This is a genomic window from Streptosporangium sp. NPDC023825 (assembly GCF_040639575.1).
In the GTDB taxonomy this organism is placed as follows: domain Bacteria; phylum Actinomycetota; class Actinomycetes; order Streptosporangiales; family Streptosporangiaceae; genus Streptosporangium.
In genome coordinates, this window is sequence record NZ_JBFAAE010000032.1 from 79338 (window position 1) to 97743 (window position 18406).

The following is an 18406-nucleotide window of genomic DNA, read 5'->3' on the forward strand; positions in this document are numbered from 1 at the left end:
AGGTCAGGGTCAGAGATGGAGCGGCCGGTACTTCCTCGGCCCGTACAGGTCGTCGAGCAGGTCGTCGAGCTCTCCCAGCAGCCGCCAGGCGTCGTCCGGCGGGCCGAGCAGGCTGCCCCGGACGAAGTTCCTGACCGGGGCGGGGACGGGGTCGCCCATGAGGGCGGCCACGCAGCGGGTGGCGAGGTGGATGTCGGTGGCCGGGGTCGCGGGCTTCCTGGCCAGGACCGAGGGCGGATAGTCGTCGCGGTGCCTGGCCACGAGGGCGGTGATCGGGGTGCCGAGCGGGACCGACTGGCTCCAGTCGACGAGCACCAGGCCGTGGTCGATCGGGTGGACGAGGACGTGCTGCCCGAACACCGCGCCGTGCACGACCCCCGCCCGGTGGGCCGCGCCGACGGCCACCAGCAGCCGCCGCCAGATCCACGCCGCGTCCCGCACGTCGAGCACCGGCCGCCGTCGCCTGATCTCGTCCAGGCTCAGGAACCCCTCCGGCACCCGGCTGATCACGTTGGCCTGCCGCTCGACCCCCTCCGAGCGGTGCCGGAACGACTCCACCAGACGGGGTACGTACGGCAGGAGCAGCGGGTCGCCGTCGCGCGCGATCGTCTTCAGCGACTCCGCCTCGCGGCGCATGAGGTCGTTGTCCGAATGGCTGCGCGGAAGTTTGAGCAGCGTGTCGGGGCCGCTCTCGTAGAGCACGGCCGACGCGCCCCGCCGGAAGACGCCGCCGATCCGGTAGGTGCCCCGCCTGGTGGTGATCATCGTCTCCTTGGCCCGCCCCGGGGCTCGTCCCGGGGCCCCGTCGCGGGCCGCCCACAGCCACGCCAGCCGGGCGAACGCCTCGGCGGCCTCCGCTCCCGGCGCGAGGTCGGGGTGGAGCAGCCTCGCCAGCCTCCGGTACGTCCGGTGCGGGAAGTCCTCGCCGAACAGGTCGCCGGGCTTGCGGGCGGCGGTCACCAGCGCGATCGCCTCGGCCGTGGTCGTCATCTGATCTGCTCCTCCCTGGCCGGCCGCAGCAGGGCGGGGTGCAGGAGCCGGGCGTCGCCGGCCCGGTAGAGCTTGGCGCGCGGCCCGCCCCTGGCCCCGCCGCTCTCGGTGGTCTCGCCGGTGCTCTCCACGAAGCCGGGCACCGACAGGATCTTGCGGTGGAAGTTGCCCGCGTGCAGCGGCACGCCCCAGACCGTCTCGTAGACGCCGCGCAACTCGGAGATCGTGAACCTCTCACCGGCGAACGCGGTGGCCAGCGGGGTGTACTCCAGTTTGCCGCGGGCCCGCTCCAGCCCGTGCGCCAGGATGCGGTCGTGGTCGAACGCGAGCTCCGGCAGCTTGTCGACCGGGTGCCAGGAGGCGTCGGCCGCGTCCGAGCCCGCCCGGGGGTCGGGCAGGTCGGGGGCGAACGCCAGGTAGGAGATCGACACGACCCTCATCCGCGGATCACGCTCGGGCGCCCCGTAGCTGGCGAGTTGCTCGATGTGGACGCGGTCCGACAGCCCCGTCTCCTCGGCCAGCTCGCGCGCCGCGGCCTGCGGCAGGTCCTCTCCCGGCCGGATGAACCCCCCGGGCAACGCCCACAGCCCCGCATGGGGTTGCTCGGCCCGCCTGATCAGCAGAACGCGCAACCCGCCCCCGCGAATGGTGAGCGCCACCACGTCGACCGTCACCGCCACCGCCGGGTATGCCCGCGGGTCGTATCCGGCCAGGAACTCGGATTCATCCATCACATGTCCTTCTCAAGTTGAGACAATCTCAGTATGAGAATAACAAGGGATCGATGTCAATGACTTTGCGGTGATCCATCCTTCTTCGCCCTTTCCCGCGCCTCGGTGGCCTCCGGCGCCTGGACCCGGGGCGAGATGACGCGGCCCGACGGCCGGACGTCCGGCTTTCCGCCGCCGGACGCCCGTGAGGTCCCGTCGCGGCGCGAGGAGCCTGAGAACGGATGAGGGACCGGCCCCCGAGAACGGGGCCGGTCCCTCATCGTGCCTGCCGCGGGAGCAGGTGGTCTTCCCGCCTGAACCCGCTGGTTCAGGAGGATTTAGGTCGGATCAGGCCTTGCCGGGCCGGGTCGGGCCGGATCAGAAGGCCTCTTCGGGCAGTTCCATCAGGTCCTGGTCGGTGGCGTCGAGCGTGCGGCGCTCGGCGGCGATGCGGGGCAGGACGGTCTGGGCGAAGAACGAGGCCGCGGAGACCTTGCCGGTGTAGAAGGCGTGGTCGCTCCCCTCGGTGGCCGACCCCAGCGCGGCCAGGGCCACCTCGGCCTGGCGCAGCAGCAGCCAGCCGATCACCACGTCGCCCAGGGCGAGCAGGAACCGGGTGGTGTTCAGGCCGACCTTGTAGACCTCCTGCGGGGTCTCCAGCGAGCCGATCGCCCAGCCCGCCATGGTGTCGGCCATGGCCTTGACGTCGTCGGCGGCCTCGCCCAGGAGCTTGCGCCCCTCCTTCAGCCGCCCGTTGCCCGCCTCGGAGGCGGCGAAGGCCTTGACGTCGGCGTACAGCGAGCCGAGAGCGGCCCCCTGGTTGCGCAGGACCTTGCGGAAGAACAGGTCCATGCCCTGGATCGCGGTGGTGCCCTCGTACAGGGAGTCGATCTTCGCGTCCCTGATGTACTGCTCGATCGGGTAGTCCTGCAGGTATCCGGAACCGCCCAGGGTCTGCAGCGAGCGGGCGAGCAGCTCGTACGAGCGCTCGGAGCCGACGCCCTTGACCAGCGGCAGCAGCAGGTCGTTCATCGCCTCGGCGTGCTCGTTCCTGCGGCCCTCGTGCTCGGCGATCAGCACGTCGTCCTGGTAGGTGGCGGTGAGCATGACCAGGGCCCGCATGCCCTCGGCGTACGACTTCTGGAGCATCAGCTCCCGGCGCACGTCCGGGTGGTGGGTGATCGTCACGCGGGGGGCCGACTTGTCGGCCATCTGGGTGAGGTCGGCGCCCTGCACCCGCTGCTTGGCGTAGGCGAGGGCGTTGAGGTAGCCGGTGGAGAGCGTGGCGATCGCCTTCGAGCCGACCATCATCCGGGCGTGCTCGATGATCATGAACATCTGCTTGATGCCCTCGTGCACCTCGCCGATCAGCGTGCCCACCGCCGGGTGCTCGCCGCCGAAGGTGACCTCGCAGGTCGTGGAGACCTTGAGGCCCATCTTCTTCTCGACGTTGGTGACGTAGACGCCGTTGCGCTCGCCGAGCTCGCCGGTCTCCAGGTCCACCTGGTACTTCGAGACCAGGAACATCGACAGGCCCTTGGTGCCGACGCCGTGCCCCTCGGGGCGGGCCAGCACCAGGTGGAAGATGTTGTCGGACAGGTCGTGCTCGGCGCTGGTGATGAAGCGCTTCACGCCCTCGATGTGCCAGGTGCCGTCGTCCTGCTTGACGGCCTTCGCGCGGCCCGCGCCCACGTCGGAGCCGGCGTCCGGCTCGGTGAGCACCATGGTGGCGCCCCACTGCTTCTCGATGGCCAGCTCGGCGTAGCGCCGCTGGTCCTCGGTGCCGATCATGTGGAGGATGTGGGCGAATGCCGGGCCGCTGGAGTACATCCACACGGCGGGGTTGGAGCCGAGGACGAGCTCGGCCAGGGCCCAGCTCACGCTGCTCGGCAGGCCGGGGCCGCCCATCTCCGTGGGAAGGCCGAGGTTGGTCCAGCCCGCGTCGCGGTAGGCGGCGAAGGACTTCTTGAAGCCCTCCGGCATCCTCACCGTCCCGGTGGCGGGGTCGAACACCGGCGGGGTGCGGTCACCCTCCTCGAAGGAGTCGGCGAGCACGCCCGTGGCGAGACGGTTGACCTCCTCCAGGACGCTCCGCACCACGTCCTCGTCCAGATCGGCGTAGAGGCCTGTGCCCAGGATGTCCCGGCGCCCGAAGACCTCGAAGAGGTTGAACTCCAGGTCACGGACATTGCTCTTGTAGTGGCCCATGGGGTCTGCTCCTTGAAACCGGGGGTCCGGAACTTTCCATACTCGCCAGTAACGTTACCTGTAATGCTACCCGTGAGTAACCCCTAGAAAACAACCCCGGCTGGGACGTTCGTCACGCCGCCCCAAGGCGCTCCGGGGCGGCCGATCGACGGGCGGGGGAAGCTCTCCTAGGCTCGTCCCATGGACGAGCAGTGGCGGGCCGACCTCGGGATGTGGGGCATCCCCGAGGAGATCGCGGCCAGGGCGCCGGTCAATCCCTGGGGTCACTCCCCGGCGCGGTTCGCCGAGCGCACCGACCTCGCCCTCGCGGTTCCGGAGGGGCCGACCCTGGCACGGATCGCCGAGGCCCTCCCGCCCGGAGGGAGCCTGCTGGACGTCGGCGCCGGCGCCGGAGCGGCCTCCCTGCCGCTGGGCCGGGACCTGGGGGAGCTGATCGCGGTCGACGCCTCCGCCGCCATGCTCGCCGAGCTGGCCTCCAGGGCCGCGGCGCTCGGCGTCCCCGCCCGGATCGTCGACGGCCGCTGGCCCGACGTCGCGGCCCGGACCCCGGTCGCGGATGTCGCCGTCTCCGCCCACGTCGTCTACGACGTGCCCGACCTGGCGGAGTTCCTCACCGAGCTCACCCGCCACGCCCGCGCCCGGGTCGTCCTGGAGCTCACCGGCCGGCACCCGATGAGCTGGCTCAACCCCCTCTGGCAGCACTTCCACGGCATCACCCGCCCCGGCAGGCCCACCGTCCACGACGTGATCGCCGTCGCCGAGAGACTCGGCCACGAGGTTCGCCACGAGTGGCGGGTGGCCCCGCTGCCCCGCTTCACCCGGCTCGAGGACCTCGCCGAGAGCGCCTGCCGGAGGCTCTGCCTCGGACGGGAGCGGGCCGACGAGGTGATCGCCGCGGTGGTCGAGCTGGACATGTGGCCGGTGCCCCGCGACCGGTGGTTCACCCTCTGGTGGGAATCAAAGTGAGACCCGGCTCGTTCCTCCCGTAGAACGCTCAGAAGGGCGTTCCCGGACGAGACGCGCCGTACCCGGTGGGCAAAGACGACGCTCCTGATCAAGGAGGAGCCGTCATGGCCTGGGTCTTCATCGTGGTCGCCGGTCTGTTCGAAGTCGCGATGGCGTACTCGCTCAAGCTGAGCGACGGGTTCTCCGCACTGCTGCCGAGCGCCGGTTTCGTGGTCTTCAGCGTGCTCAGTTTCGGCCTGCTCGCCCTGGGCCTGAAAACCCTGGAGGTCGGGACGGCCTACGCCGTCTGGACGGGCATCGGAGCCGTCGGCACCGCCGTGCTCGGCATCATCGCGCTCGGCGAGGACGCGTCGGCCCTCAAGATCGCCTCGATCCTGCTCATCATCGCGGGCGTCGTCGGGCTCAACCTCGCCGGAGGTGGCCACTGACCGCGCGCCCGGACGTTCCGGCGGATCGTACGGGACACCTCAGGCAGCGCTCCGCGGACCGCGAAACGACTCACCCGCAACCAGCTTGACGGCTTTGGTGGTGTCGGGTTGGGTGGGGGCATGATTGACGTTCACTGCGTGACCTTCGACTGCGCCCAGCCGTACGAGCTGGCGACCTTCTGGCGCGACGCCTCCGGCGGGGAGCTCCACCCGGACACGGAGAAGAACGACGAGGAGGTCCTTCTCCAGGGCGGCCGGGTCGATCTGCTGTTCATCAAGGTCCCCGAGGACAAGGCGGTCAAGAACCGCGTCCACCTGGACATCACCGGCTCGGCGGGCACCACCCGCGACGAGGAGGTCGAGCGCCTCACCGGACTCGGCGCCACGATCTCCGAGGACCACCGCAGTCCCGACGGGAGCGGCTGGGTCACGATGCTCGACCCCGAGGGCAACGAGTTCTGCGTCTGCCGCGCCGAGTACGAGAGGGTCTAGCGTCTTCTGACGGTCCCGGCCCGGTCCGCCGAAAGGCTCGGCCGGGCCGCGAGACCGGGCGGTCCTGCGGGACCGGCCGGTCGCGTGGGAGCGGGCAGCCGCCGGGGCCCGGACAGGGCCGTGCCCGGCCGGCCGGGAGGCTTGGGGACGCCGGGCCGCGAGATTCGGGGACGCCGGGCCTGAGGTTCGGGGACGCCGGGCCGTGAGGCTCAGCGGCTGCCGGGAAGCGAGGCCTGGCCGCGTCCCTTGAGGGTGAGCGCCACGATCGCCGTGATCAGGTAGACCACGACACCTCCCTGGAGCGCGTCCAGCGCCGCCCCGAAGACACCCTCGCCGTCGAAGACGAGCTGCACCGGATACAGCAGGATCGCCGAGCCGAGCGCGGGATAGAGGGAGAACCTCCAAGGGTGGCGCAGCGCCCAGAGCCGGGCCTGCCGGGTCACCCGGTCGCCGACGGCGGGCTTGCTGATCGAGCCGATGGCCGCGACGAGCGAGAACAGGCCGATACCGGCCATCATCGCCCACGCAAGATCCAGGCTTCCGGAGAGCAGGCTCAGCCCCAGGCTGGTGGCCGCCACCGCGCCGCCGGTCACCGCCGCGGCCTTCCAGGGAGCACCGCGCAGCGCCGCTCCGGCGAGGGACATCTCGTCACGTCGAGTCAGTTCGTCGTTCATGTCCCCAGAGTGCCTCCCGCACCCCCTTGCCCACATCGGGGAGCAACCCTGACTGTCCCCGGAGTCGCCCCATCGGGGACGCCGCCCGCGCCGTCTTCCCGGGCGGGGACAAGTCCTAGGCTGACGTGCATGGACGGATCACCGGCACGCCTGGTTCGAGAGTTTCACGAGAAGATCGGGCTTCCCCTCTCCGACGCCCCCGGCCTGCCCTCCGCCGAGCTGGCCCGCCTGCGGCAGAGGTTCCTCGACGAGGAGACGGCCGAGGTGGCGCAGGCTGCCGAGGCGGGCGACCTGGCCGGTGTCGCGCACGAGCTGGCCGACGTGGTCTACGTCGCGTACGGCACCGCCCTGACGTACGGGATCGACCTGGACCGGGTGCTCGCCGAGGTGCACAGGGCCAACATGACGAAGTCCGGGACCGAGAACGGCAAGGCCGCCAAGGGGCCGGGGTTCACGCCCGCCGACGTGGCCGGGGTGCTGGCGGGGGGAATCAGCGGTTCCGGACAGGCCGGACAGGCCGGATAGGTTGGCCGTCATGCAGGTGGAATTCCGTATCGCCCGTGCCGAGGACGTCCCGCTCATCGTGGCCATGCTCGCCGACGACGCCGTCGCGGCCTCGCGCCAGGGGACCTTCGGCGACGAGCACCGCGCCGCCTTCGAGGCCATCGACGCCGACCCCGGCAACGAGCTGATCGTCGCGGAGCTGGACGGCGAGGTGGTGGGCACCATGCAGCTCACCTACATTCCCGGCATCTCCCGTCGCGGTGCGCTCCGGATGCAGATCGAGGCGGTGCGGATCGCCTCCGGCCTGCGGGGACGGGGGCTGGGCCGCACGATGATGGAGTGGGCCCTCGACCGAGGGCGGGCCAGAGGGTGCGCCCTGGTCCAGCTGACCACGGACAAGTCCCGCGCGGACGCTCACCGCTTCTACGACTCCCTCGGCTTCGTCGCGTCCCACGAGGGGTACAAGCTCGCGCTGACCTGATCGTCGGGTGAGTCCGCGGCTGCATGCCAAGGGTTCGCGAAGAACGCCAAGGGTTCGCGAAGACCGGACCTCCCCGCCGGGCCCGCCGGTCACCCGGTGGCGCACGGGGCGAGTTCCACCAGGTTGTCGTGGTAGACGGCGCCCCGGCCCAGGTCGGCGTCGCGGGCGGCCACCACGGCGTTCGCCGTCGCGCCCCCCGGGCTGAGCTTGCGCCAGTGTCCCTTGGTGGACGCGACCACGCCGGGCCGTACCCTCTCGCTGATCTCCACCACGGCCTCGAACCCGCCCTCGTCGTTGAACACCCGGGCCCGCTGCCCCTCGCTCAGCCCCCTTCGCGAGGCGTCCTCGGGGTTGACCAGGACCCGCGGGCCCTTCGAGCGCTTCAGCAGCTCGGGGTTGTTGCCGAAGGTGGTGTTCAGGAAGGTGTGGGAGGCGGGCGTGATGAGCGCCAGCGGGTACGGCCCCGGCGCGGCCGAGGCCGTGTGCGACGGGACGTAGGCCGGTCCCGAGCCGAACTCCATCCGGCCCGAGGCCGTCGGGAAGCCGTCGGTGAACGGCACGAACGGCTGGGGGACGCTGAGGCGGACCCAGCCCTCCTTGCGCAGCCGGTCGAGTGTGATCCCCTCCAGGGAGGGATGCCCGGAGGTGAGCAGCTCCTCGGCCAGCTCCAGGTCGGAGTCGTACAGGGACGGCTCGGTGAGCCCCATGTGCCGCGCCAGGCGGCGGAACGTCTCGGTGGTGGACAGGCACTCGCCCGGCGGCTCGACGGCGGGCTCGTTCCACATCAGGTACATGTGCCCGTAGCCCGCGTGCAGGTCGGCGTGCTCGATCTGCATGGTGGCGGGAAGGACGATGTCGGCGTAGTCGACGGTGTCGGTCGGGAACTGCTCCATCACGACGGTGAACAGGTCCTCGCGCATCAGCCTCTCGCGGACCCGGTTCTGGCCGGAGGTGGAACCCATCGGGTTGGCCGCGTACACCCACAGGCACTTGACCGACTCGTCCAGCTCGTCGGCCAGCCGCGTCATGGTCAGCGTGCGGACCGGCCCGGGGAGCAGGTCGTCGCGGGTGTCGATGTTCAGGTGGATGTGCCCGCTGGTGGAGTACGCGATCCCGCCGCCGGGGTGGCGCCAGTCGCCCGTCACACCGGGGATGGAGGCGATCGTGCGCATCGCGGTGCCGCCGCCCGCGTGCCGCTGCACGCCCATGGTGGCCCGGATGCCGGTGGGCCGCGTACGCGCCAGACGCATCCCCAGGGCCCGGATGTCGGCCTCGGGCAGCCCGGTGATCTCCGCCACGCGGGCCGGGGGATGGCGCAGGATCTCCTCGCGGAGGTGCTCCCAGCCGGTCGTGTGGTTCTCCAGGTAGTCGCGGTCCTCGGCGCCCTCGGCCAGGACGACGTTCATCAGCCCCAGGGCGAGGGCCGCGTCGGTGCCCGGCCGGATCGGCAGGTGCTCGTCGGCCTGCTCGGCGGTGCGGGTGCGGATCGGGTCGATCGCCACCACGTGCGCCCCGGCCGCGCGGGCGTCCTGGACGAACTTCCACAGGTGGTGCCCGCTCGTCAGCGTGTTCGTCCCCCACAGCAGGATGAGCCTGGACAGGGCGAACGTCTCCGGGTCCATGCCGCCCGGCGTGCCGTAGACCTGCCGCAGCCCGGTGTTCCCGGCCGAGGAACAGATGTTCAAAAAGTGCCTCGACGCCCCGAGGACGTTCCAGAACCGCCTCCCGGCGATCCCCTCCGACCCCTGGACGTATCCCAGCGTGCCGGTGCCCAGGTAGGGCCAGATCGCCTCGCCGCCGTGCTCGTCGACGATGCCCCGCAGCCGTACGGAGATCTCCTCCAGGGCCTCGTCCCAGCTGATCCGCTCGAATTGGCCGGACCCCTTGGGGCCGACCCGCCGCATCGGGTGCAGGATGCGGTCGGCCGCCCGGGTGTGCTCCAGGTAGCGGTTGACCTTCACGCAGAGCGCGCCCCGGGTGTACGGATGGTCCGGGTTGCCGCGCATCTTGACGGCACTGCCGTCCTGGACGGTCACCACCCAGGAGCAGGTGTCGGGGCAGTCCAGCGGGCACGCCCCCAGCACTCGCAATTCGCCTGACGACATGCCCCGACTGTAGCCGCGCCCCCAGGCCGGGACGCACGCGCGTTCCCCTTTCCGGCCCCTGCCGCCCCTGCCGGACTCCTTACGGCACCGGTCCCCTCAGGCCCTCCCGGCGGCGCGCCCGCCGCGCACCGCCCGGCTCTCCCCGCACGGTACGCCGCGCGGCCCGGACGTCATCGGTGAAGGCGCCTCACCTGAGAAGGCCGCCGTGCTCGTGGTCGTGGCCGGACTCCAGGCCGCCCGCGCCGGTTCGCGGCCCGGCGGTGTCCGGCGTGCCGGGTACGACGGCACCCTTGCCGGGCACCGCGGTGCCACCGGGGCCGCCGGGAACCCCGAGAGTGCCGGGACCGGGAAGGTCGCGGGCGTACCCGTAGACGAACGCCGCCGTCGCGATCGCGCCGGCGTTCACCTCCAGCGCCTTGTCGTTGATGTTGGCGATGGTGTCGCACGCCTGGTGGTAGCACTTGTCGTACGCCACCCCGGCGCTGCCGCCGAACTTCTCGGCCTCCTCGGCGGTCTTGAGGCGCTCGGCGCCGGTGAACAGCCCGCCCGAGGGGATGCCGACCGCGATGAAGGGGCCGTAGTCGGAGCGGCCGCTGAACTCGGCGTCCTGGTACGGCTCGCCCACCGCCTCGAAGTACGCCTGGAAGAGCTTTTCGATCGGGCCCGACCCGGGGGGCGGAGTCGCGCCGGAGATCGCGCCGGACGAGTCGCCGTCGTAGATCCCGAAAACGTAGTTGGGCGAGGCGATCATGTCGAAGTTCAGGTAGAGCTTGATCTTCGCCCGCTCCCTCGGGGGCAGGGCGGCCACGTAGTGCTTCGAACCGAGCAGGCCCAGTTCCTCGGCGCCCCAGAAGGCGAAGCGCAGCCTGTTCGTCGTCCGCAGCGACTTCGCCGCCAGCGCCGTCTCCAGGATGCCCGCGGTGCCCGAGCCGTTGTCGTTGATGCCGGGGCCCATCATGACGCTGTCCAGGTGGGCGCCGAGCATGACGACCCTGTCCGGGTCGCCCCAGCGGCTCTCGGCGATGAGGTTTCGCGTCCTGCGGTCGGGAGCGCTCTCGGCGTCCACGACGAGCGTCGCCTTCGTTCCCGGCGCGGCCAGCTCCTCACCGGTCGCGAAGCCGGTGCCGACGACCGGGATGCGCACGGTGGAGGTGTTGACCGAGCCGCCGAGCAGGGCCCGGCGGTCGGCGTTCCCCTCGCCCGCCTGGCCCTCGTTGAAGATGATCACGCCGGACGCGCCGGCGGCCTGGGCCCGCTCCGCCTTGTCCTGGAAGCTGCAGGTGCCGCGCTGGATCAGCGCGATGTTGCCCCGGACGAATGAGGAGAAGTCGCTCGCCTCGCACCCCGAGGTGGATTCCACCCCCTGCTTCGGCGGCAGGACCAGGTCGACCTTCTGCACCGGGGCCGTCGTGTTTCCCGAGCCGGAGTACGTCATGGTCCTGAAGTCGGTGCCGGGCACGTACGTCTTGGCCGCGGGCCGGGTCCTCTTGAGCACGGGGGCCGCGACCTCGCGGAAGAAGGAGATCTTGAACTCCTGCGAGGTGACCCGGTACCCGGCGGCACGGAGCCTGTCCGCGACGTAGGCGAGCGAGGCGTCGTAGCCCGGTGTGGCCGCCGCCCGGGTGTCGCCGTCGGCGTCGGCGATCTTCTGGAGCCTCTCCAGGTGCCTCCTGAGGGACGCGAGCCTGACCGACGCCCCGAACGCCTCCGCGCCAGCGGGGAGGGGGTTCCCGGCCGACGGTTCCGAGTCGCCTTCTCCGGGGACGGGCGTCGCTTCTCCGGGGGCGGGCGTCGCGCCGGCCTGCCCGGGGGCACCTCCTCCGGGGGCGGGCGTCGCGCCGGCCGGAGCGGTGGACACGGCGGACACGGCGGCCAGGGACATGGCCGAGACCATGGTGATCGCGGCCAGCAATTTCCTCGGAGCGATCGAAGGGGCTTCCCGGCCCTCGGGCGCGGCTCGGAAGGGCGCGGACGGGTGACGGAACATGATGGTCAGTTTTTCAGGCCGTCACCCATCAAATCGATTGTTCCCGCAGGTGGAACAGTCAATTCTCCATCCCGGACAGGTACGCTATGTTCGCCCGGTCCCCCTCGTCGAGGCTGGGGCTCCCCGCGAACCAGGCGTCCAGGATCTCCTCGAGCAGCGGGGCGGAGATCGACCGGAGGCTGATCGCCAGCACGTTGGCGTCGTTCCAGCGACGTGCCCCGTCCGCCGTGGCCGCGTCCGCGCACAGCGCCGCCCGCACCCCGGGCACCTTGTTCGCCGCGATCGACGCGCCCGTCCCGGTCCAGCAGCACACGATCGCCTGATCGGCGGCCCCCGAGGCCACATCCCCGGCGGCACGCGCGCAGCACCACGCCCAGTCGGCCCGCTCCTCGGCCAGAGCACCATGAGGTATCACCGTGTGCCCCCTTTTCTCGATCGCGGAGACCAAGATGGAAGCCACACCGTCAAGACTGTCGGAGGCCACTGAGATACGCATGACTCTGATTGTGGACACTCAAGGAGAAGATCGGTGACGCACCTGTAATGCGGAACGTGCAGAATCGCAGGCGGTGACGAAAATCGGGGAACTGGACGAAACGACGTCCGTCGACGGCACAGGGCCGACGACGGGCGACGATCTCGCCGTGCACGTCGTCGAGCCGCTGCTCCCGCAGCGGATCCGCCGCCCCTCCGACCTGTTGCGGTTCCTGGCGACCCTGCTCGCGCTCGTGGCCGTGGTCATGCTCGCCTTCGTCGCGCAGAAGACCCTGAACGGCCTGGAGGGCGATGTCGCCGACGGCACCAGCCGGGCGCCATTCCTGCTCAGCGGCCTGGCCGGGGTGCTGAGCGCGTCGGCCATGCTCGGCGTGCCCGTCGCCTTCGCCATCGAGCGGGTGCTCCACCGCGACGGCCTCCGGGTGGCCGAGGGACTCTTCGCGGCCATCGCCGCGATGGTGTTCTCCTTCGTGCTCGGCGAGTGGATCCTCAAGGCCGGGCCCGAGGACCTGCGGGTCCTGCTGACCGGCGGGCGGGCCGGGGTCGAGCCGATCAACACCCTGCTCACCCCGATCATCGCCTACGTCACCGCGGTGCGAATATCCCGGCGGCCCACCTGGCGGGCGGCCCTGTGGAGCGCGGTCGCGCTCAACGCCGTCGCCCTTTTCGCCGGTCTCGCCGCCACCATCCTCGGCATCGTCGTCTCCATCCTGGTCGGGCTGGCCGTCGGCTACGCCACCCTGTACGGCGTGGGCAGCCCCAACACCCGCCCGCCGGGCAGCATGGTCGTCGCGGCGCTCCGCAAGCTGGGCTTCGTCCCCGTCAAGGCCCGCAGGCTCGACGACGACCACCAGAGCAGCCGCCGCTACGCCGTCGACCTCAAGGACGGCAGCCGCCTCGACGTCACCGTCCTCGACCGTGACCGCCAGGTCGCCGGGGTGCTCTACCGCCTCTGGCGGCGCATCCGCCTCAACTCCGAGACCCGCCGCAAGGCCATCCGCTCGCTCCGCGCCGAGCTGGAGCGCGAGGCCCTGATGGCGTACGCCGCGCAGGCGGCCGGGGCGAGCACCCCCAGGCTCGTCGGCACCAGCGAGATCGGCACCGAGGCGGCGCTGCTCGTCTACGAGCACACCCCCACCCGCGCGCTCGACAGCATCCCCGACAACGAGATCGACGACAACCTGCTCGCCCAGATCTGGGAGCAGGTCCTGTTGCTGCAGGTCCAGCGGCTCGCCCACCGGCGGCTGACCGGCGACAGCATCCACGTCGACGGCGAGGGCCGGGTCATCCTGACGGACGCCCGCAGCGGTGAGATCGCCGCCGGCGACCTGCTGCTCCGTCTCGACATCGCCCAGCTGCTCACCTACCTCAGCCTGCGCGTCGGCGCCGAGCGGGCGGTCGCCGCCGCCGCGGCCGTGGCCGGGTCCGGAGTGCTCGCCGACGCGCTTCCCCTGCTCCAGCGGATCGCGCTGACCCGGGAGACCAGGGCCGCGCTCACCAAGGACAAGGAACTGCTCACCGAGATCCGCGACCGGATCGTCGAGCTCAAGCCGAGGACCGAGGCCGAGGAGGTGCGCCTGGAGCGCTTCCGTCCCCGGACCCTGATCACCATCATCGGCACCGCGTTCGCCGCGTACTTCCTGGTCTACTACATGACCCAGATCAACCTCAACATGATCACGTCGGCCAAGTGGGGCTGGACCGGGGTGGCGCTGGTCGCCGCGATGCTGAGCTACGTCGCCGCGGCCCTCATGCTGATGGGATTCGTGCCGGAGAAGCTGCCCCTCGGCCGTACGGTGCTCGTCCAGTTCGCCGGGTCGTTCGTCAAGCTCGTCGCGCCCGCCGCGGTGAGCGGGGTCGCGATCAACACCCGTTACCTGCAGAAACGCGGCGTCCCTCCGGGGCAGGCGGTGGCCAGCGTGGGCGCCTCACAGCTCATCGGGCTGGTCTTCCACATCGCCCTGTTGCTGCTGTTCGCCTACATCACCGGTTCCAACACCGCCTCGTCGTTCACCCCGTCGCGCACCCTCGTGATCACGCTGCTCGCCGTGGCCGTGCTGATCCTGGTCATCGTGAGCGTGCCGCGCCTGCGCCGCATGATCACCTCGCGGCTCCGCTCGCTGTTCTCCGGCGTCATCCCGCGCCTGCTCGACATCCTCCAGTCACCCCGGAAGATCATCGAGGGCTTCGGCGGCACCCTGCTGCTCACCGTGTTCTTCGTGGTCTGCCTGGACGCCTGTGTCCGCGCCTTCGGCGGCTCCATCAACTTCGCCGCCGTCGCCATCGTCTTCCTCGCGGGCAACGCCATCGGCTCGGCCGCCCCGACCCCCGGCGGGCTCGGCGCCGTCGAGGTCTCCCTCACAGCCGGGCTCACCCTGGCGGGCCTGTCTCCCGAGGAGGCGACCTCGGCCGTGCTGCTGTTCCGGCTGATGACCTTCTGGCTGCCGGTCCTGCCGGGGTGGGCCTCGTTCACGTACCTGCAGAGGCACGAGGCGCTCTGACCCGTCCGGCTCCCGCCCGGCTCCGGCTCGTCCTCTCGCGTTTTCCCGGGCCTTTCAAGGGCTCTTCCCGGGCCTTTCGCGGACGGAGGCCGCCAGTCACGTGACCGGCGGCCTCCGTCCGCGAGAGTGGACGAGCGGGGGAGGTCAGGCCTCGCTGGACCCGGCCCAGATGTTGATGCCCGCGTCGACCGCGTCCTTGTCGATCGCCTCCAGCTCTCCGGCGTCGAACGAGAGGTTCTCCACCGCCGCGAGGCTGTTCTCCAGCTGCTTGACGCTGCTCGCGCCGATCAGCACCGAGGTGACGCGCCTGTCGCGCAACGCCCAGGCCAGCGCCATCTGCGCCAGCGACTGGCCGCGCCGGCCCGCGATCTCGTTCAGGGTGCGGATGTGCCGCATCGTCTCGTCGGTGAGCATGTCCGGGGTGAGGAAACGCCCCTGCGAGGCCCGCGACCCCTCGGGGATCCCGTTCAGGTAACGGTCGGTCAGCATGCCCTGCGCCAGCGGCGAGAACGCGATGCAGCCCACGCCCTCCTCCAGGACGTCGAGCAGCCCGCCCTCGATCCACCGGTTCAGCATCGAGTACGAAGGCTGGTGGATCAGCAGCGGCGTGCCCATCTCCCGCAGGATCCGCGCGGCCTCCTTGGTGTGCTCGGGCGAGTAGGACGAGATGCCCGCGTACAGCGCCTTGCCCGACCGGACCGCGTGGTCCAGTGCGCCCATCGTCTCCTCGAGCGGGGTGTCCGGGTCGAACCGGTGGCTGTAGAAGATGTCGACGTAGTCGATCCCCATCCGCTCCAGAGACCGGTCCAGGCTGGACAGCAGGTACTTGCGCGACCCCCACTCGCCGTACGGGCCCGGCCACATGTCGTAGCCCGCCTTGGTGGAGATGACCAGCTCGTCCCGGTACGGCGCGAAGTCCTCGCGGAAGTGCCGTCCGAAGTTGGTCTCCGCGGTCCCGGGCGGCGGGCCGTAGTTGTTGGCCAGGTCGAAGTGGGTCACCCCCAGGTCGAAGGCTCTCCTGAGGATGTCCCGCTGGACCTCGAAGGGCTTGTCGTCACCGAAGTTGTGCCAGAGCCCCAGGGAGACGGCGGGCAGCTTGAGCCCACTCTTGCCGACCCTGTTGTACGGCTGCCGGTCGTCGTACCTGTCGTTCGCCGCGATATATGTCACTGAGTCACCTTCGTCGTGTCGAGAATCCAGGAGAGGGTGAAGGCCTCTTCGCGCCAGGAGTCGTACCTGCCGCTGCGGCCGCCGTGCCCGGCGCCCATCTCCGTCTTGAGCAGGAAGGGCCCGCCGCGTGCGACGTCGCGGAGCTTCGCTATCCACTTGGCGGGCTCGTGGTAGAAGACCCTCGTGTCGTTGAGGCTGGTGATCGCCAGAATCGGCGGGTAGACCCGGCCGTCCACGTTCTCGTAGGGCGTGTACGACTTCATGTACGCGTACACCTCGGGATCGTGCAGCGGGTCGCCCCACTCGTCCCATTCGATCACGGTCAGCGGCAGCGACGGGTCGAGGATCGTGTTCAGCGCGTCCACGAACGGCACCTCCGCGACCACGCCCGCGAAGGTCTCCGGCGCGAGGTTGGCGACCGCGCCCATCAGCAGCCCGCCCGCCGACCCGCCCCGGGCGACGATCGCGCTCGACCAGTTCGCGGCGGAGAGGTGCTCGGCGGCGGCGACGAAGTCGGTGAACGTGTTCTTCTTCTTCTGGAACTTGCCGTCCTCGTACCAGCGGCGGCCCATCTCACCGCCACCCCTGATGTGCGCGACGGCGAACACGAAACCCCGGTCGAGCAGGCTGAGCCTCGCGATGGAGAACGACGGGTCGATCGAGGTCTCGTAGCTTCCGTAGCCGTACAGCACGGTGGGGGCCGGTCGCTCCGTGCCCTTCTTGACCACGATCGAGATCGGCACGCGGGTGCCGTCCGAGGCGGTCGCCCACTCGCGGAACTGCTCGTAGCCGGCCGGGTCGTAGCCGCCCAGCACCACCTTCTGCTTCAGCAGGACCAGCTCACGCGCGCCGAGGTCGTAGTCGTAGACCGACGGCGGAGTGACCATGCTGGTGTACCCGAGCCGCAGCCGTCCCGTGGCGAACTCCGGGTTGCCCGACGGGGCCACGTCGTAGATCGGCTCTGGGAAGGAGATCTCGTACGCCTCCCCGTCGCGGGGCAGGATGCGGATGCCGGTGAGGCCGTCCCTGCGGAAGTGCACGACGGTGTGGCCCTCGAAGGCGTCGATGTCGAGCAGCCGGGTGTCGGCGCGGTGCTCGATGATCGGAGTCCAGCTGCCGGGGTCGTCGAGGGGCGCGACGGCCAGCTCGAAGTTCTCCGCGTTCCGGTTGTGCAGGATCAGGAAGTGGTCGCCCGCGTGGTCGACGCCGTACTCGACACCGGTCTCCCTGGGCCTGACGATCCGGAACTCGCCGGTGGGGTCGTCGGCCTCCAGGACGCGCACCTCGCTGGTGATCTTGCTTCCGGCGGAGAGGACCAGGTAGCGCTCGCTGCGGCTGAGCCCGATGCCGACCCAGAACCGCTCGTCGGACTCCTCGTGGACCAGCGCGTCGTCCTCGGCCGGGCTTCCGATCGTGTGCCGGTGGACCTGGTTGGGCCGCCAGGCCTCGTCGACCGTCGTGTAGAAGAACGTCGTGCCGTCGGCGGACCAGGCGCCGCCGTAGAAGATGCCGGGAATCTCGTCGGGGAGGGTCTCGCCGGTGGTGAGGTTCTTCACCTTCAGGGTGAAGCGCTCGTCGCCGGTGAAGTTGGTGGAGTAGGCCAGCAGGGTGCCGTCGGGGCTGACCGAACTGGTACCGATCGAGAAGAAGTCGGAGTCTCCGGCGAGCTCGTTGCCGTCGAGCAGGACCTCCTCGCCGGGAAGCGATTCGCCGGCCTTCACCTCGGGCGGCGTCTCGCCGTCCGCCGCCACCCGGCACTGGAGGCCGTACTGCTTGCCCTCCTCCGTCCGCGAGTAGTACCACCAGTCGCCCTTGCGGGTGGGGACCGAGAGATCGGTCTCCAGGGTGCGTCCCTTGATCTCCTGGAAGAGCGTCCCCTGCAGGGGCTTGAGGTGGGCGGTCGCCTCCTGCGTGTAGGCGTTCTCCGCCTCCAGGTAGGCGACCACCTCCGGGTCGTCCTTGACCGTCAGCCACGCGTAGTCATCGACCACGGTGTCCCCGTGGTGCACGCGCTCGCTGGGAACCTTCTTCGCCGTCGGCGGCGTCTGGCTGCTCACTCAGCCGAGTCTATGTTTCCGCCGGTGTCTGTTCGGATCCACCCGCTCGGCCGGTGCGGCCGGTTTGTTCGGCCCGCCGGGCGCGGTCGGTTCGACCGGTTCGGTGCGCTTCGTTCGCCGGCCTGGCTCGGCCGGCTCGGGGGAACCGGACGGTCGGGGCGGTTCGGTGGGATCAGGCGGTTGGACGGTCGGGGCTTCGGTGGTTCGGCGGCCGGGCGGTTCGGCTCGCCTCGCTCGCGGACCGGGGCGCCTTCTGCTCCGCCCACCTACCGGTTGCGGGGTTCGCCGTTACGTCTCGAGCGGTCTTCGGGGGCTGCTAATCTTTTGACGTCGGCAAGGTCCGGCGCAAACCACTCCAATCACTCCGGTGACTTCCGTATGGCTTGTGTCGTGTTTGCCGACAATCCCTTTGAAACCAACGGTCTCGAAGATCGGTTCGCAGAGCCGCTCAAGGGCTGGTAAGTTAGAGGGGTTGCTCTGGAAACGGAGCCGCCGGAATTCCAGCAGGGCCAGCTAGATCGAATCAACCGGATCAAAACAAGCCGGTTTGACACGAAAAAGCGGGCCTGAAAGAATAAAGGCACAACGAAAGAACAGAATAAAACAAAACGAACGCCCCGGAGTTGTGGCCGGACCGC

Annotated in this window: 15 protein-coding genes and 1 riboswitch; of the genes, 6 read left to right on the plus strand and 9 right to left on the minus strand. The window is 70.5% G+C overall.

The genetic code is table 11. The annotated features are described in order from the left end of the window. Positions 1 to 9: 9 nt before the first annotated feature. The 3 genes from AB0G15_RS25820 to AB0G15_RS25830 form a co-directional block, all read right to left on the minus strand. On the minus strand, positions 10 to 990 hold the full coding sequence (locus AB0G15_RS25820) for a lipopolysaccharide kinase InaA family protein (protein ID WP_362844475.1): 981 nt from the start codon (positions 988 to 990) through the stop codon (positions 10 to 12). Continuing rightward, entirely contained in the window at positions 987 to 1721 is a 735-nt protein-coding gene (locus AB0G15_RS25825) for an NUDIX domain-containing protein (protein WP_362844478.1), read from the minus strand. The genes AB0G15_RS25820 and AB0G15_RS25825 overlap by 4 nt, the downstream gene beginning before the upstream one ends. Before the next feature lie 357 nt (positions 1722 to 2078). Continuing rightward, on the minus strand, positions 2079 to 3908 hold the full coding sequence (locus AB0G15_RS25830) for an acyl-CoA dehydrogenase (protein ID WP_362844481.1): 1830 nt from the start codon (positions 3906 to 3908) through the stop codon (positions 2079 to 2081). A gap of 180 nt (positions 3909 to 4088) precedes the next feature. Between AB0G15_RS25830 and AB0G15_RS25835 the strand changes: the two genes are divergently transcribed. The 3 genes from AB0G15_RS25835 (at position 4089) to AB0G15_RS25845 (ending at position 5794) form a co-directional block, all read left to right on the plus strand. Then, positions 4089 to 4874, plus strand: a complete 786-nt coding sequence (locus tag AB0G15_RS25835) for a class I SAM-dependent methyltransferase (protein WP_362844484.1) — start codon at positions 4089 to 4091, stop codon at positions 4872 to 4874. 19 nt (positions 4875 to 4893) lie between these two features. Beyond that, a riboswitch (guanidine-III (ykkC-III) riboswitch) is annotated at positions 4894 to 4959 on the plus strand. Positions 4960 to 4978: 19 nt separating this feature from the next. Continuing rightward, the gene (locus AB0G15_RS25840) at positions 4979 to 5302 is read left to right on the plus strand and encodes a multidrug efflux SMR transporter (RefSeq protein WP_362844487.1); all 324 of its coding nucleotides are present in this window, start codon (positions 4979 to 4981) and stop codon (positions 5300 to 5302) included. 120 nt (positions 5303 to 5422) lie between these two features. Continuing rightward, positions 5423 to 5794: a VOC family protein gene (locus tag AB0G15_RS25845; RefSeq protein ID WP_362844490.1), complete on the plus strand. Its 372-nt coding sequence runs from the start codon at positions 5423 to 5425 to the stop codon at positions 5792 to 5794. Positions 5795 to 6003: 209 nt separating this feature from the next. On the opposite strand, the gene AB0G15_RS25850 is transcribed toward AB0G15_RS25845, so the two are convergent. Then, positions 6004 to 6468, minus strand: coding sequence for a hypothetical protein (locus AB0G15_RS25850; RefSeq protein ID WP_362844492.1), 465 nt, complete (start codon positions 6466 to 6468; stop codon positions 6004 to 6006). Positions 6469 to 6597: 129 nt separating this feature from the next. On the opposite strand from AB0G15_RS25850, the gene AB0G15_RS25855 reads away from it, so the two are divergent. Together AB0G15_RS25855 and AB0G15_RS25860 are read left to right on the plus strand one after the other, a co-directional pair. Further along, positions 6598 to 6993, plus strand: coding sequence for a MazG nucleotide pyrophosphohydrolase domain-containing protein (locus tag AB0G15_RS25855; RefSeq protein ID WP_362844495.1), 396 nt, complete (start codon positions 6598 to 6600; stop codon positions 6991 to 6993). Between the two features lie 10 nt (positions 6994 to 7003). After that, positions 7004 to 7453, plus strand: coding sequence for a GNAT family N-acetyltransferase (locus tag AB0G15_RS25860; RefSeq protein ID WP_362844498.1), 450 nt, complete (start codon positions 7004 to 7006; stop codon positions 7451 to 7453). 89 nt (positions 7454 to 7542) lie between these two features. On the opposite strand, the gene AB0G15_RS25865 is transcribed toward AB0G15_RS25860, so the two are convergent. The 3 genes from AB0G15_RS25865 to AB0G15_RS25875 form a co-directional block, all read right to left on the minus strand. Beyond that, positions 7543 to 9558, minus strand: a complete 2016-nt coding sequence (locus AB0G15_RS25865; RefSeq protein WP_362844500.1) for a molybdopterin oxidoreductase family protein — start codon at positions 9556 to 9558, stop codon at positions 7543 to 7545. 187 nt (positions 9559 to 9745) lie between these two features. Continuing rightward, on the minus strand, positions 9746 to 11545 hold the full coding sequence (locus AB0G15_RS25870) for a M28 family metallopeptidase (protein ID WP_362844503.1): 1800 nt from the start codon (positions 11543 to 11545) through the stop codon (positions 9746 to 9748). 58 nt (positions 11546 to 11603) lie between these two features. Further along, positions 11604 to 12005, minus strand: a complete 402-nt coding sequence (locus AB0G15_RS25875; protein WP_362844505.1) for an RpiB/LacA/LacB family sugar-phosphate isomerase — start codon at positions 12003 to 12005, stop codon at positions 11604 to 11606. A 109-nt stretch (positions 12006 to 12114) separates the two neighbouring features. Here AB0G15_RS25875 and AB0G15_RS25880 point away from each other — a divergent pair, with 109 nt between their 5' ends. Continuing rightward, positions 12115 to 14541, plus strand: a complete 2427-nt coding sequence (locus AB0G15_RS25880; protein WP_362844507.1) for a lysylphosphatidylglycerol synthase transmembrane domain-containing protein — start codon at positions 12115 to 12117, stop codon at positions 14539 to 14541. A 144-nt stretch (positions 14542 to 14685) separates the two neighbouring features. On the opposite strand, the gene mgrA is transcribed toward AB0G15_RS25880, so the two are convergent. Both mgrA and AB0G15_RS25890 read right to left on the minus strand, forming a co-directional pair. Continuing rightward, positions 14686 to 15711 (minus strand): L-glyceraldehyde 3-phosphate reductase, encoded by a 1026-nt coding sequence (gene mgrA, locus AB0G15_RS25885; protein WP_362844509.1) that lies wholly within the window; start codon positions 15709 to 15711, stop codon positions 14686 to 14688. Next, on the minus strand, positions 15708 to 17768 hold the full coding sequence (locus AB0G15_RS25890; protein WP_362844512.1) for a S9 family peptidase: 2061 nt from the start codon (positions 17766 to 17768) through the stop codon (positions 15708 to 15710). Before AB0G15_RS25890 ends, mgrA begins: the two co-directional genes overlap by 4 nt. Positions 17769 to 18406 lie beyond the last annotated feature (638 nt).

Excerpts from the sequence above, each read along its gene's own strand:
- AB0G15_RS25820 (WP_362844475.1), bottom strand. The coding sequence starts at position 990 with ATGACGACCACGGCCGAGGCGATCGCGCTGGTGACCGCCGCCCGCAAG.
- AB0G15_RS25825 (WP_362844478.1), bottom strand. The coding sequence starts at position 1,721 with ATGGATGAATCCGAGTTCCTGGCCGGATACGACCCGCGGGCATACCCG.
- AB0G15_RS25830 (WP_362844481.1), bottom strand. The coding sequence starts at position 3,908 with ATGGGCCACTACAAGAGCAATGTCCGTGACCTGGAGTTCAACCTCTTC.
- AB0G15_RS25835 (WP_362844484.1), top strand. The coding sequence starts at position 4,089 with ATGGACGAGCAGTGGCGGGCCGACCTCGGGATGTGGGGCATCCCCGAG.
- AB0G15_RS25840 (WP_362844487.1), top strand. The coding sequence starts at position 4,979 with ATGGCCTGGGTCTTCATCGTGGTCGCCGGTCTGTTCGAAGTCGCGATG.
- AB0G15_RS25845 (WP_362844490.1), top strand. The coding sequence starts at position 5,423 with ATGATTGACGTTCACTGCGTGACCTTCGACTGCGCCCAGCCGTACGAG.
- AB0G15_RS25850 (WP_362844492.1), bottom strand. The coding sequence starts at position 6,468 with ATGAACGACGAACTGACTCGACGTGACGAGATGTCCCTCGCCGGAGCG.
- AB0G15_RS25855 (WP_362844495.1), top strand. The coding sequence starts at position 6,598 with ATGGACGGATCACCGGCACGCCTGGTTCGAGAGTTTCACGAGAAGATC.
- AB0G15_RS25860 (WP_362844498.1), top strand. The coding sequence starts at position 7,004 with ATGCAGGTGGAATTCCGTATCGCCCGTGCCGAGGACGTCCCGCTCATC.
- AB0G15_RS25865 (WP_362844500.1), bottom strand. The coding sequence starts at position 9,558 with ATGTCGTCAGGCGAATTGCGAGTGCTGGGGGCGTGCCCGCTGGACTGC.
- AB0G15_RS25870 (WP_362844503.1), bottom strand. The coding sequence starts at position 11,545 with ATGTTCCGTCACCCGTCCGCGCCCTTCCGAGCCGCGCCCGAGGGCCGG.